This is a genomic window from Salinivibrio kushneri (assembly GCF_005280275.1).
GTDB classification, from domain to species: Bacteria; Pseudomonadota; Gammaproteobacteria; order Enterobacterales; family Vibrionaceae; genus Salinivibrio; species Salinivibrio kushneri.
In genome coordinates this window covers 2314588-2328210 of the sequence record NZ_CP040021.1, presented here as the reverse complement: position 1 = coordinate 2328210, position 13623 = coordinate 2314588, and the positions used below count along the sequence as shown (strand labels likewise).

Genomic DNA, 13623 nt, shown 5'->3' with positions numbered 1-13623 from the left:
GGTACGACTGTCAACGCGTATCAGCCCGCCATCTTGGCGGGCTTTTTTTATTCAGTGAGATTGGGCCAGTGTCGGCCGTAACTGACCGCGGATCAGCGCCATATAAAACTCACGCTCAAACTGAGTAATCGGCGAGGGAACATTCTCCGGCTGCGCGTCTTCCTCGGGATGATAATGACTGACAAGTTGCACTACGATGTGCTGTTTTCCTGAATCATCTTCTAGCATCCCAGCCAAATTAAAGCTGCCATACAGCGAGCCACTTTTGGCCTTTAAACGTCCTTTTATGGGCGCATGACGAATGCTCTGGCGATACTTGAGGGTACCATCCACGCCGGCAGTGGGGAGCATTTGAGTCATGCCCAGTGTCGGATGCGTGGTGATATAATGCATCACCTGCGCCAGTTGGCGGGCGCTGAGACGGTTATTACGAGACAACCCGGAACCATCGACCAGCACGGCCTGTGATAGGTCAATCCCAGCCTCCTGTAATATCGCCTTCACCGCTGCAACGCCATTGCGATACGAGCCAGGCTGCTGAAAATAGCGGCGTCCCAAGGCTTTGAGAAGATTGTCGGCGATGAGGTTGTCAGAGTCGCGCAGCATCGTGGTGAGCAGGGAGGTAAGGGGGGCTGACTGGTGACGAGCCAGCTCGCGTGACTGACTGGGTGCCCGCGCTACGCGAATATCGCCTTTCACGCGCACATTCAGGCGTGCGAGCTCATCGGCCACAATGGCTTTGACGTAAGTCGATGGCGTTTGTACGGCAAAGTTGAGTGGCAGAGGACGCGCCCGATGCGGGAGGCAACCGGAAAAATAATAGGTGTTTTTTGCTGTCGCGGTGAGATCGAGCCCGCAATGGCGGGTAGCTTGTTCGTCCTCGCTTACCGCTCGCGCTTGGTTCTCTATTGAAACGGGCTGATGGTCAGGGACATGTACGCGTGTCAACCTGCTATCAGGCTGGCTATAAATCGCCCCTTGCACACAGTTGTGATTGAGGGTGATTGCCGTGGAAGGCGCACTGTAGCAGACCGCTAAAATATCCCATGGCCAGCCAGGCGCACGGGTGCGACCAGCAAACGCGTGTCCATCCAGATAGAGGTTGTTAATGGTATCGAGACCGCGACGCGGTAATTGACTCAGCAGTTGACGAATATCTTTTCGAGTCAGTAACGGATCACCATTAAAAATAAGGGCGATGTCATCACCGCTTTGCACCAATCGGGTGGAAAAACGGAAGGTGCTGGGTAAATAAAGCCGGGCGGCGAGTCCGGTGAGAAGCTTTTGTGTACTGGCTGGGGGTAGCAGCGCATCGGCTTGCTCACTGATCTGGGGGTGATTTTGCTCCGCATCACTCACCCATAGCGCGACTTGGCTGCCTTTAGGCAGCAACGGTGTCAGTTGTGCCAGCGTTAACGACGCCGCCGAGGCCGACGCAAACGGCACCAGGAAAATCGTCATCAGAGCGAGATGGCGAAAAAGAGCGGAAAGCATGATAAAAGCCTTTTTATTTGCGCATGCATGCCATCCTACCCTGTCTAGCCTTGAAGACAAGCGGTTCGGGGCGGACAACCCTCTCGTTGAGCTGATGACAAAGTGGATAGCCGCAAAGTGGATCGCAGATGGATGGCTCACGCTATCGCCGGATAAGAGATGATTTTGCGCGAATTCTTGTTTACAATCTAAAAAAAGCGTTGAATTCCGCCGCGCCCAGATATTTTATTTGGGCGTGGCTTTGTTTTGCCAAAATCCCTTTGCTGTGGATTGAAAGAGGTAATGTCATTTATGGATAAAGTGCCAATGACCGTGCGCGGTGAGCAGCTGCTACGAGAAGAGCTGGACAAGTTGATCAAGCGTCGCCCTGAGATCTCCAACGCCATTGCAGAGGCGCGTGAACTCGGTGACTTAAAAGAAAATGCAGAATATCATGCGGCTCGTGAAGAGCAGGGTATTTGTGAGGCGCAAATCCGTGACATCGAGTACAAGCTGTCGGTGGCACAGGTGATTGATGTCACTAAAATGCCGAATAATGGCAAAGTGATTTTTGGCGCGACGGTCACCTTGATTGACGTGAACACGGACGAAGAAGTGACCTATCGGATCGTGGGTGATGATGAAGCCGACATCAAAGCGAATTTAATTTCGGTGAATTCTCCCATCGCCCGTGGCCTGATTGGAAAAGAAGAAGGGGAAGAAGTGAGCATCACTACCCCGGGTGGCGTCAAAGAGTTCGAACTCGATAGCGTCGATTACGTATAGAAAAGTGTTACTGAATGTAACCCTTCTCCGATGCTGACACAGTAAAAAGGCCGCAATGCGGCCTTTTTGTTATGCGATAGCACAGACTGATCACGCACGTGACTATTTGCGTGGTAATTCAATTTTGCGATCTTCGCTTTGGCGATAAATCACCAAGGTTTTACCGATCACCTGCACTTTTTCGGCGCCGGTTTCCCGAAGAATAGCGTCGACAATCAGGTTTTTGGTCTCACGGTCTTCTGAAGCGACTTTCACTTTAATCAGCTCGTGGTGGTCAAGTGCAAGCTCAATTTCAGCGACCACGGCTTCAGTTAAACCATTGGCGCCCATTAAGACGACAGGCTTAAGGGGGTGAGCCAGTCCTTTGAGATACTGTTTTTGTTTGGTGCTGAGTTTCATGTTGGCTCGATTTCTATTTGCTAGGGGTTGAAAACATGCCATTCTAACGCCATCTCACCACAAACTGAAACACTAGAAAGTGGGCGGATGGCAAGCACTTGGTCTGCTGGGTGAGAGTAAGTCTGTCTTTGAGAATAAGCTAACGCACACAATTGTCTGAATTTTATATGAATGTGGTGCGATGGGTGGGCGTAGTAGGAACAACATGGCGAATAAAAAACACTCTGCCAGCTCAGGACGCTGGTTGAAAGAACACTTCGACGATAAATACGTTCATGAAGCGCAGAAGAAAGGGTATCGGTCTCGAGCAATTTTTAAGCTAGAAGAGATTCAGCACAAAGATCGCATCTTGAAACCGGGAATGACGGTAGTGGATCTGGGCGCTGCCCCCGGAGGTTGGTCACAATATGCCGCGACACAAGTCGGTGACGACGGGCAAGTGATTGCTTGCGATATCTTACCGATGGATTCCATGCCAGGTGTTAGCTTTCTGCAAGGGGACTTTCGCGAACAAGCGGTACTCGATACCTTGCTCGAGCGCATTCAACCCAACCAAGTTGATGTGGTGATGTCTGACATGGCGCCAAACATGAGCGGTAATCAGGCGGCCGATCAACCCAAAGCGATGTATTTGGTCGAATTGGCATTAGAAATGTGCCGTGAAGTGCTGGGACCGAAAGGCAGCTTCGTGGTAAAAGTTTTTCAGGGCGAAGGCTTTGATCAGTATTTGGCCGAGGTGCGTAAAATGTTTACAGCGGTCAAAATTCGAAAACCCGACTCATCCCGTGCAAGGTCGCGAGAAGTCTACATTGTGGCTACAGGTTATAAACTGTAGTACCCTTACATTTATCTATCTCAGTTATGCGAGGCTAACACCTTGAGTGACATGGCAAAAAACTTGATTCTGTGGCTGGTTATCGCCGTTGTCTTAATGTCTGTGTTCCAAAGCTTTGGACCAGGAGACAGCGCCGGTCGTCAAGTCGACTATACCTCTTTCGTACGCGAAATCGGCAACGATCAAATACAGGAAGTAAAATTTGACGATCGTGAGCTGAGTGTCACCCGACGTGACGGCTCACGCTATGTCACCTTTATGCCTGTGATGAATGATCCAAAGTTGTTGGATGATTTGCTTAATAAAAACGTTCGCGTGAAAGGGACGCCACCTGAAGAGCCAAGCATGTTGGCATCGATCTTCATTTCTTGGTTCCCAATGCTACTGCTTATCGGGGTGTGGATTTTCTTCATGCGCCAGATGCAAGGCGGTGGCGGCAAAGGTGCCATGTCGTTTGGTAAATCGAAAGCCAAAATGATGAGTGAAGAGCAGGTTAAGACCACCTTCACTGACGTCGCAGGCTGCGATGAAGCGAAAGAAGACGTGAAAGAGCTGGTGGATTACCTGCGCGATCCAAGCCGTTTCCAAAAACTAGGCGGTAAAATCCCAACCGGCGTATTGATGGTCGGCCCTCCAGGTACCGGTAAAACCTTGCTCGCCAAAGCGATTGCCGGTGAAGCGAAAGTGCCGTTCTTTACCATTTCTGGCTCTGACTTTGTGGAAATGTTCGTGGGTGTGGGCGCATCACGTGTCCGTGACATGTTCGAACAGGCAAAAAAAGCCTCGCCGTGTATCATCTTTATCGATGAAATCGACGCCGTCGGTCGTCAACGTGGCGCTGGGCTTGGTGGTGGTCACGACGAGCGTGAGCAGACCTTGAACCAGATGTTGGTCGAAATGGATGGTTTTGAGGGCAATGAAGGCGTGATCGTCATTGCGGCGACCAACCGTCCAGATGTCCTCGACCCAGCGCTGTTGCGTCCTGGCCGTTTTGACCGCCAAGTGGTAGTGAGCTTGCCAGATGTGCGCGGTCGTGAGCATATTCTTAAAGTACACATGCGCAAAGTGCCACTCGGTAATGATGTCGATGCCTCACTGATTGCGCGTGGTACGCCAGGCTTCTCAGGTGCTGACTTGGCTAACCTGGTTAACGAAGCGGCATTGTTCTCTGCGCGTGGTAACAAACGTGTCGTATCGATGGTCGAATTTGAACTGGCGAAAGACAAAATCATGATGGGTGCAGAGCGCCGTTCAATGGTGATGTCGGAAGAAACCAAAGAGTCAACGGCGTATCACGAAGCGGGTCACGCCATTGTTGGTCGCTTGGTGCCAGAACATGACCCGGTTTACAAGGTCTCCATTATCCCGCGTGGGCGTGCATTGGGTGTGACCATGTACTTGCCTGAGCAAGACAGGATCAGCATGTCGCGCCAGCATCTCGACTCGATGATTTCGAGCCTGTACGGCGGCCGTTTGGCAGAAGAGCTGATCTACGGCAAAGAAAAAGTCTCGACAGGGGCATCGAACGACATCGAGCGCGCGACCGATATTGCCCGCAAAATGGTAACGCAATGGGGCTTCTCAGAGAAGCTGGGTCCACTGCTTTATGCCGAAGAAGAAGGTGAAGTCTTCCTAGGCCGCTCTATGGCACAGACCAAGCACATCTCCGATGAAACGGCTCGACTTATTGACGCGGAGATCCGTGGCATCATCGATCGCAACTACGATCGCGCCAAGCAAATCTTGGAAGAAAACCTGGATATCATGCACGCGATGAAAGATGCGTTGATGAAGTACGAAACCATTGATGCGGCGCAGATCGATGACTTGATGGCTCGCCGTGATGTACGAGAGCCTGCTGGCTGGGAAGGTGGCGATGGTGGTTCATCCTCTGATGATACTCCAAGCAAGCCGGATGCCTCGAAAGCGAGCGCGTCTGACGACAAAAAGCAAAAACCGCTTGATTCAGAAAACCAGTCTGAAGCGTAAATACCCATGAATACAAACCCCGATACGTCGGGGTTTTTTTGATCGTGCTCGGAAAACCGCATGCAAATAACACACAATAACCTCACACTCTCTCTGACCCGCCCCGTCATCATGGGGGTCTTAAACGTCACGCCAGATTCCTTTTCCGATGGCGGCCAATTTCAGCACTGTGATAAAGCGGTCGAACGTGCGATGCAGATGCTCGCAGACGGCGCCACCATTCTCGATATTGGTGGCGAGTCGACGCGCCCAGGTGCGGCCGATGTCGACGAGCAAGACGAGATCAATCGGGTTGTTCCCGTCATTGAAGCGATTCGTGAGCAATCTGATTGTTGGATTTCAATTGATACCAGTAAAGCAGCCGTCATGCGTGCTGCAGTCAATGCGGGTGCCAATCTCATTAATGATGTGCGCGCATTACAAGCGCCTGGGGCGTTGGAAGCGGCAGCGGATCTGCAAGTGCCTGTGTGCATCATGCACATGCAAGGACAGCCACGAACAATGCAAGCGGCCCCTGACTACCAAGATGTCGTTGGTGAGGTGAAAACGTTTTTAGCGGCACGTATCGACGCCTGCACTGAGGCGGGGATCCATCGACAGAATATCATTCTGGATCCTGGCTTTGGTTTTGGTAAGACGTTGGCGCATAACTATCAGCTTCTTGCTGACCTCGATGCTTTTCATGACTTTGGATTACCTGTATTAGCAGGCATGTCTCGTAAGTCAATGATTTATAAGATGTTAGATAAAACGCCGCAGGATATTCTGGGCGGTAGCCTTGCCTGTGCCACCTTAGCCGCGGCGAAAGGCGCACAGATCATTCGCGTCCATGATGTGAAAGAAACCGCTGATGCGCTCAAGGTGGTCGCCATGACAGCGTGCGTAAAAAATGAATTAGGAGAAGAAAAATAATGACAGAGCGTAAGTATTTTGGCACCGATGGTGTGCGCGGCAAGGTGGGCGAATTTCCCATTACGCCGGAATTTATGCTAAAGCTTGGCTGGGCCGCAGGTCGCGTGTTGTCGCAACAAGGCACGCGTAAGGTACTGATTGGTAAAGACACGCGTATTTCTGGTTATATGTTAGAGTCAGCGCTCGAGTCAGGGCTGTCTGCGGCGGGGTTGGAAGCGGCCTTTACCGGCCCTATGCCGACACCTGCGATTGCTTACTTAACCCAAACGTTCCGCGCGGAAGCCGGGATTGTGATTTCGGCCTCGCATAACCCGCATTACGATAACGGGATTAAGTTTTTCTCCTCCGAGGGCACGAAACTGGCTGATGAGGTTGAGTTAGCGATTGAAGCTGAGCTGGAAAAAACATTGACTTGTGTCGAGTCGGCGGAGTTAGGTAAAGCCAGCCGCATTAACGACGCGGCCGGGCGTTACATCGAATTCTGTAAAGGCACCTTCCCCAGCGCGTTGAGCCTGAGTGGGTTAAAAATTGTGCTCGATTGCGCCCATGGTGCCACCTATCACATTGCGCCTTCGGTATTTCGTGAGCTGGGTGCGGAGGTGACCACCATTGGCTGTGCCCCTAACGGCACCAATATTAACGATGAGGTGGGAGCCACGGACGTCCGTGCGTTACAAAAACACGTCCTCGAGCAAAAAGCCGATTTAGGCATTGCTTTTGACGGGGATGGAGACCGCGTCATCATGGTGGATCACCTTGGCAATAAAGTCGACGGCGACCAAATTGCATATATTATCGCCCGCGAGAGCCTTCGTCGTGGTGAATTAAAAGGCGGAGTGGTTGGTACCTTGATGACCAACATGGGGATGGAGCTTGCACTTCAGTCTCTCGGTATTCCGTTTGCACGCGCCAAAGTGGGCGACCGTTATGTGATGGAGCTACTCCAAGAAAAGGGCTGGCGAATTGGTGCGGAAAATTCAGGCCATGTGATTGTCTTGGATAAAGTCACCACCGGAGACGGCATTGTTGCGGCATTGCAGGTCCTGGCCAGTGTTGCAGCCACGGGCATGGATCTAAAAGCGTTGAGTGACGGGATGACCTTGTTGCCTCAGGTATTAGAGAACGTCCGTTTTAGTGGCACGGTTGACCCGTTACAAAGCGAGCCGGTGCTGGCAGCGAAAGCCAATGTCGAGCAAAAGCTGGGCGAGCAAGGGCGTGTACTGTTACGTAAATCCGGGACAGAACCTTTGATTCGAGTGATGGTTGAGGGACCGGATACCGACAAGGTTCACGCTTATGCGCTTGAAATCGCAGAGGCTGTGAAGGCGAATTGTTGATAACCGTCGAGCGGGTGGTCATAGATTGCGCAAACGGCGTCGAAATCAAGGTTTTTTGCAATTTCCTCTTGTTTCGTCACCGCGCTTTCGCTAGTATTCACCCGCTCCCAACGAAGGGGGCTGCGCTGGCTGAGAAGTAACACTGCCGGCTCAACAACCTGGAGCATAGGTGGAACCATGTACGAAATTCTACTTGTGATTTATCTGTTGGCCGCAATCGGTGTAATTGGCCTGGTTCTGGTTCAGCAAGGTAAAGGCGCAGATATGGGAGCCTCGTTCGGGGCTGGAGCATCAAATACAGTATTTGGCTCTGGCGGCTCTGGAAACTTTTTAACCCGAATGACAACCGGTTTTGCAATTGCATTCTTTGCGCTAAGTTTGGTGCTGGGTAACCTCACTGCACACAAACCTGAAGCAAAAGGCGGTTTTGAAGATTTAAGCGAGCCTGCTACACAACAGCAAGCGACGCCAAAAGAGGACGAAATCCCTGTTGATAACAGTGAGATCCCTCAGTAAAAATTGAGCCGAGGTGGTGGAATTGGTAGACACGCTATCTTGAGGGGGTAGTGCCTTATAGGCGTGCGGGTTCAAGTCCCGCTCTCGGCACCAAGTTCACAAAGGGCATTAGCTTGCACCTTTGTTGCAAAAAGCGATATAATAATCGCAATCGGACGCGGGATGGAGCAGTTTGGTAGCTCGTCGGGCTCATAACCCGAAGGTCGGCGGTTCAAATCCGTCTCCCGCAACCAATTTTAGGTTGGTGAAGTGAAATATCAGGTTGAACGCAATCAACACGACCTCCGGTCGGCGCCGTTGCACGGCGCGATAAAATCCGCTTCCCGCAACCGAATTTAAGTTTGTTGTTTAAATAACGGCTAAACTGAATAACGCGTCAGCGTTTCTTGTCAAAGCCACGCTGACCGGGCTAGCCATGTGCTAGCCTTTTTGCCCTCGGGGGCAGCACAAAGCGGACCAATAAGCCTTTGTGCAGAGAGTTACTCTCTCGTTATTGCTGAGATGATTCCGACACCAGCGATAACGGCTATGCTAGCGACTTATGTTGATAGCATGGCATCAGGGTCCAGTTACATTAAACCCCGATCTTCGGGGTTTTTTGTTATCTGAAGAAGACCATTCGGATAGTAACTGGGCTTTTAAGCCCTTTTTTTATTTCTGGGGTTTGGAATGACAGGATTAGAGAAACAACTGACTGAACTTTTGGCCGCGCCGGTTGAGGCGTTGGACTATGAGTTGGTTGGGCTTGAATTTGTTCGAGCTGGCCAGCATTCAACATTGCGTATTTTTATTGACCATGAAAATGGCATTACCGTCGACGATTGTGCCGACGTGAGCCGTCAGGTCAGTGCCGTGTTGGATGTAGAAGACCCAATCACAGTGGCTTATAACCTTGAGGTGTCATCACCTGGGGTTGACCGTCCACTGTTCACCGCTGATCATTATCAGCAATTCATCGGGCATGAAGTGAACATCGTGCTGAAAATGGCTATGCAAAACCGCCGTAAGTGGAAAGGAGAAATTCTTTCTGTCGATGGCGATACCATCACGGTTCGCGTTGACGGCCAAGATGAGGCGTTTGCCTTGAGTAATATCGCCAAAGCAAACCTGGTTCCTTCATTTTAAGAGTAAATGAGGCATTAGTAGATGAATAAAGAAATCTTGGCTGTTGTCGAAGCGGTCTCAAACGAAAAAGCCGTTCCCCGTGAGCGTATTTTTGAGGCACTAGAAACCGCACTGGCAACGGCAACTAAAAAGAAGTACGAAGCCGACATTGATGTACGTATCGCCATTGATCGCAAGTCCGGTGAATTCGATACATTCCGCCGTTGGCTCGTGGTTGATGAAGTCACCCAGCCGACGCGTGAAATTACGTTAGAAGCGGCACAATACGAAGACGAGACCCTAGAGTTGGGCGGTTACGTTGAAGATCAGATTGAATCTGTTGCCTTTGACCGTATTACCACCCAAACCGCCAAACAAGTGATCGTACAAAAAGTCCGTGAAGCTGAGCGTGCACAAGTGGTTGAGCAGTTCATGGACAACGAAGGTGAGCTGGTAACCGGTGTGGTTAAGAAGGTGAACCGCGATGTGATCATCGTTGATTTGGGTAACAACGCGGAAGCGGCTATCCAGCGCGACGATCAGCTGCCTCGTGAAAACTTCCGTCCAGGCGACCGTGTACGTGGCTTGCTGTATGCCGTCCGTCCAGAGGCGCGCGGTTTCCAGCTGTTTATGACCCGCTCAAAGCCGGAAATGCTCAGCGAGCTATTCCGCATTGAAGTGCCAGAAATTGGCGAAGAAATGATTGAGCTGATGGGCGCGGCGCGTGATCCAGCGTCACGGGCGAAAATTGCGGTTAAAACTAACGACAAGCGTATTGACCCTGTTGGCGCCTGTGTCGGTATGCGTGGTGCACGTGTGCAAGCCGTATCGACCGAGCTAGGTGGCGAGCGCATTGACATCGTGCTTTGGGACGACAACCCTGCACAATTTGTGATCAATGCCATGGCGCCGGCCGACGTAGCCTCTATCATCGTCGATGAAGACACGCACTCCATGGATATCGCTGTCGCGGCGGATAACTTGGCGCAAGCCATTGGTCGTAATGGTCAAAACGTTCGTTTGGCGTCTCAACTAACCGGTTGGGAACTGAACGTGATGACAGTTGAAGATCTACAGAAAAAGCACCAAGAAGAAGCGCAAGCCTCCGTCGAGTTGTTTGTGAAATACCTCGATATTGACGAAGACTTTGCCGAAACCTTGGTAGAAGAAGGGTTTACCACCCTTGAAGAAGTGGCCTATGTGCCAACCAGCGAAATGCTCGAAATCGATGGTCTAGACGAAGACACCGTCGAGATTTTGCGCGCACGTGCCAAAGAAGCGTTGACCACCATCGCGCTGGCACAAGAAGAGTCGCTGGGAGACGTTGAACCTGCCGAAGATTTACTGGCTCTCGATGGTCTTTCTCGTGAAATGGCTTTCAAGCTGGCCGCGAAGGGCGTGAAGACGCTGGAAGATCTGGCTGATCAAGGCACTGACGATCTGTTAGATATTGACGGATTAGACGAAACCAGTGCGGGCGAGCTAATTATGGCCGCACGTAATATCTGCTGGTTCAGCGACGAAGCGTAAAGACGGCAAAGGAGGAGCAGAATGTCAGAGGTTACAGTACATACGCTGGCGAAGGAAATTGATACGCCAGTCGATCGTCTGCTGAAGCAGTTTAAAGAAGCTGGTATGCAAAAGTCGGCTGACGATCAGGTAAGCCAGGATGAGAAACAAGCTTTGCTCGCGCATTTAAAGCGTGAGCACGGTGATAACGGCAATGCTCCGACGCGTCTGACGCTTCAGCGCAAGAAACGTAGCACACTGAGCGTGTCAGGGGCTGGCGGAAAGAACAAAGATGTCCAAGTTGAGGTGCGTAAGAAGCGTACCTATGTGAAGCGTAGCGAGCTTGAAGAGCAAAAGACAGCGCAAGAAGCGGAAGAGCAAGCGAAACGCGAAGCCGAAGAAAAAGCGCGTCTAGAAGCGGAAGAGCAAGCGAAACGCGAAGCAGAAGAGAAAGCCAAGCGTGAGGCGGAAGAAAAAGCCAAACGTGAAGCAGAAGAGAAAGCCAAACGCGAAGCCGAAGAAAAAGCTAAGCGTGAAGCCAAGCCGCAAGCGCAACCGAAAACTGAGCAGTCTACAGAAAACGCAGCGGATACTGCTGCAGCTCAAACTGCTGATGCGCAAGCGAAGAAAGAAGCTGATGAACTTAAGCGTCGCCAGGAAGAGGAAGCCAAGCGTAAAGCTGAAGAAGAAAGTCAGCGGCAGTTAGAAGAGGCACGCAAAATGGCAGAAGCAAACCAAGAACGCTGGTCAGATCAAGACAAAGCACTTAATACCATGGAGGCGGCTGATCACCATACAGTCACTTCCGAGTACGCCCGTGAGGCAGAAGACGAGGCGGATCGTCGCGAAGAAAGCGCGGCGCCACGTCGTAAGAAAAAGAAAAAGGCCAATGCAGCCGAAGATAAAACCACTCGTGGCCGTCGTGGCAAAGGTGGGAAAGGCAAAGGCCGCATGGCTAAGCCATCATCGATGCAGCATGGCTTTAAAAAGCCAGCGCAGAAAGTAAACCGTGAAGTTGAAATCGGCGAAACCATCACCGTAGCGGAGCTGGCCAACAAGATGGCTGTCAAAGGCGCCGAAGTCATCAAAACCATGATGAAAATGGGTGCGATGGCGACGATTAACCAAGTGATCGACCAAGAAACCGCGCAACTAGTGGCGGAAGAAATGGGCCACAAGGTTATCCTACGTAAAGAGAACGAGCTGGAAGAGGCTGTACTCTCGGATCGTGATAGCGATGCACCCGTCGCACCACGTGCGCCGGTGGTAACTATCATGGGTCACGTTGACCACGGTAAAACCTCGCTGCTTGACTACATCCGTAAAGCGCACGTTGCGACGGGCGAAGCGGGCGGTATTACCCAGCACATCGGTGCGTATCACGTACAAACCGACAATGGCATGATCACCTTCTTAGATACCCCTGGACACGCCGCGTTTACCGCGATGCGTGCACGTGGTGCGGGTGCAACGGATATCGTTGTCTTGGTGGTTGCCGCTGATGATGGCGTGATGCCACAAACCAAAGAAGCGATTCAACACGCGAAAGCGGCCGGTGTGCCTTTGATTGTGGCCGTCAACAAGATGGATAAAGAAGGCGCTAACCCTGACAGCGTGAAAAACGAACTCGCACAGTATGACGTTATCCCAGAAGAATGGGGTGGTGAAAACATCTTCGTGCATGTGTCGGCGAAACAAGGCCAGAACATTGATGGCTTGCTTGAGTCTATCTTGCTGCAATCAGAAGTGCTTGAACTGAAAGCGGTTGAGCAAGGCATGGCGCGCGGTGTGGTAGTTGAATCACGTCTTGATAAAGGCCGTGGTCCTGTCGCGACAGTACTGGTTCAAGAAGGTACCTTGAACAAAGGTGATATCGTTCTGTGTGGCTTGGAATATGGCCGTGTCCGTGCGATGCGTGATGAGAATGGCCAAGACGTAGAGCATGCGGGGCCGTCGATTCCGGTTGAAATCCTCGGTCTGTCTGGTGTGCCAGCAGCCGGTGACGAAGCCACGGTTGTGCGTGACGAGAAGAAAGCCCGTGAAGTGGCGCTGTATCGTCAAGGCAAGTTCCGTGACGTGAAACTGGCGCGTCAGCAAAAAGCCAAACTGGAGAACATGTTCTCGAACATGGCTGAAGGTGAAGTGGCTGAGCTGAATATCGTGCTCAAGGCGGACGTACAAGGTTCTGTCGAAGCGATTGCCGATTCACTGGTCAAGCTGTCAACGGATGAAGTGAAAGTGAAGATTGTCGGCTCAGGTGTCGGTGGTATCACTGAAACTGACGCCGTCTTGGCTGCCGCCTCCAATGCGATCATTTGTGGCTTTAACGTGCGTGCCGATGCCGCAGCACGTAAGACCATTGAAAATGAAAGCTTGGATCTGCGCTACTACTCTGTCATCTACACCATGATTGATGAAGTGAAACAAGCGATGAGCGGTATGCTCGCGCCTGAGTTCAAACAAGAAATCATCGGTCTGGCAGAAGTCCGTGACGTGTTCAAATCACCGAAACTGGGCGCCATTGCTGGTTGTCAGGTTTCTGAAGGTGTGATTAAGCGTAACAACCCAATCCGTGTACTACGTGAAAACGTGGTTATCTACGAGGGTGAGCTAGAATCACTGCGTCGTTTCAAAGATGATGTCAACGAAGTGAAGAAAGGCTACGAATGTGGTATCGGCGTGAAGAACTACAATGACGTTCGCGTGGGAGACCAAATCGAAGTCTATGAAACGGTTGAAATTCAGCGCTCAATCGACTGATTA

The 13623-nt window shown here is 51.4% G+C and carries 11 protein-coding genes and 2 tRNA genes; 11 read left to right on the top strand and 2 right to left on the bottom strand.

Features of this window, described 5'->3' with window-relative positions; all coding sequences use genetic code 11:
- Nucleotides 1–51: 51 nt before the first annotated feature.
- The gene (gene dacB / locus FCN78_RS10765; protein WP_077659580.1) at nucleotides 52–1494 is read right to left on the bottom strand and encodes a D-alanyl-D-alanine carboxypeptidase/D-alanyl-D-alanine endopeptidase; all 1443 of its coding nucleotides are present in this window, start codon (nucleotides 1492–1494) and stop codon (nucleotides 52–54) included.
- Between the two features lie 291 nt (nucleotides 1495–1785).
- Here dacB and greA point away from each other — a divergent pair, with 291 nt between their 5' ends.
- Nucleotides 1786–2259 carry a transcription elongation factor GreA gene (greA, locus tag FCN78_RS10760; RefSeq protein ID WP_069362161.1) on the top strand — a complete coding sequence of 158 codons (474 nt, stop codon included), beginning with the start codon at nucleotides 1786–1788 and terminating at the stop codon, nucleotides 2257–2259.
- A gap of 102 nt (nucleotides 2260–2361) precedes the next feature.
- Here the strand turns inward: greA and yhbY are convergent, their stop codons facing one another.
- Nucleotides 2362–2658 carry a ribosome assembly RNA-binding protein YhbY gene (gene yhbY / locus FCN78_RS10755; RefSeq protein WP_069362129.1) on the bottom strand — a complete coding sequence of 99 codons (297 nt, stop codon included), beginning with the start codon at nucleotides 2656–2658 and terminating at the stop codon, nucleotides 2362–2364.
- 205 nt (nucleotides 2659–2863) lie between these two features.
- On the opposite strand from yhbY, the gene rlmE reads away from it, so the two are divergent.
- The 10 genes from rlmE to infB all read left to right on the top strand — a co-directional run bounded on the left by rlmE (nucleotide 2864) and on the right by infB (nucleotide 13620).
- On the top strand, nucleotides 2864–3493 hold the full coding sequence (rlmE, locus tag FCN78_RS10750) for a 23S rRNA (uridine(2552)-2'-O)-methyltransferase RlmE (protein ID WP_069362130.1): 630 nt from the start codon (nucleotides 2864–2866) through the stop codon (nucleotides 3491–3493).
- Between the two features lie 51 nt (nucleotides 3494–3544).
- On the top strand, nucleotides 3545–5482 hold the full coding sequence (ftsH, locus tag FCN78_RS10745; protein WP_077659579.1) for an ATP-dependent zinc metalloprotease FtsH: 1938 nt from the start codon (nucleotides 3545–3547) through the stop codon (nucleotides 5480–5482).
- Nucleotides 5483–5542: 60 nt separating this feature from the next.
- Nucleotides 5543–6394 carry a dihydropteroate synthase gene (gene folP, locus FCN78_RS10740; protein ID WP_137317905.1) on the top strand — a complete coding sequence of 284 codons (852 nt, stop codon included), beginning with the start codon at nucleotides 5543–5545 and terminating at the stop codon, nucleotides 6392–6394.
- Nucleotides 6394–7731 (top strand): phosphoglucosamine mutase, encoded by a 1338-nt coding sequence (glmM, locus tag FCN78_RS10735; RefSeq protein WP_077486710.1) that lies wholly within the window; start codon nucleotides 6394–6396, stop codon nucleotides 7729–7731. Before folP ends, glmM begins: the two co-directional genes overlap by 1 nt.
- Before the next feature lie 177 nt (nucleotides 7732–7908).
- Nucleotides 7909–8247: a preprotein translocase subunit SecG gene (gene secG / locus FCN78_RS10730; RefSeq protein WP_069362133.1), complete on the top strand. Its 339-nt coding sequence runs from the start codon at nucleotides 7909–7911 to the stop codon at nucleotides 8245–8247.
- A 7-nt stretch (nucleotides 8248–8254) separates the two neighbouring features.
- A tRNA-Leu gene (locus tag FCN78_RS10725) sits at nucleotides 8255–8340 on the top strand.
- Between the two features lie 63 nt (nucleotides 8341–8403).
- Nucleotides 8404–8480: transfer RNA gene (locus FCN78_RS10720), tRNA-Met, on the top strand.
- Between the two features lie 436 nt (nucleotides 8481–8916).
- Nucleotides 8917–9372 (top strand): ribosome maturation factor RimP, encoded by a 456-nt coding sequence (gene rimP, locus FCN78_RS10715; RefSeq protein WP_069362134.1) that lies wholly within the window; start codon nucleotides 8917–8919, stop codon nucleotides 9370–9372.
- 21 nt (nucleotides 9373–9393) lie between these two features.
- Nucleotides 9394–10881 carry a transcription termination factor NusA gene (gene nusA / locus FCN78_RS10710; RefSeq protein WP_069362135.1) on the top strand — a complete coding sequence of 496 codons (1488 nt, stop codon included), beginning with the start codon at nucleotides 9394–9396 and terminating at the stop codon, nucleotides 10879–10881.
- A gap of 21 nt (nucleotides 10882–10902) precedes the next feature.
- The gene (infB, locus tag FCN78_RS10705; protein WP_077458689.1) at nucleotides 10903–13620 is read left to right on the top strand and encodes a translation initiation factor IF-2; all 2718 of its coding nucleotides are present in this window, start codon (nucleotides 10903–10905) and stop codon (nucleotides 13618–13620) included.
- Nucleotides 13621–13623 lie beyond the last annotated feature (3 nt).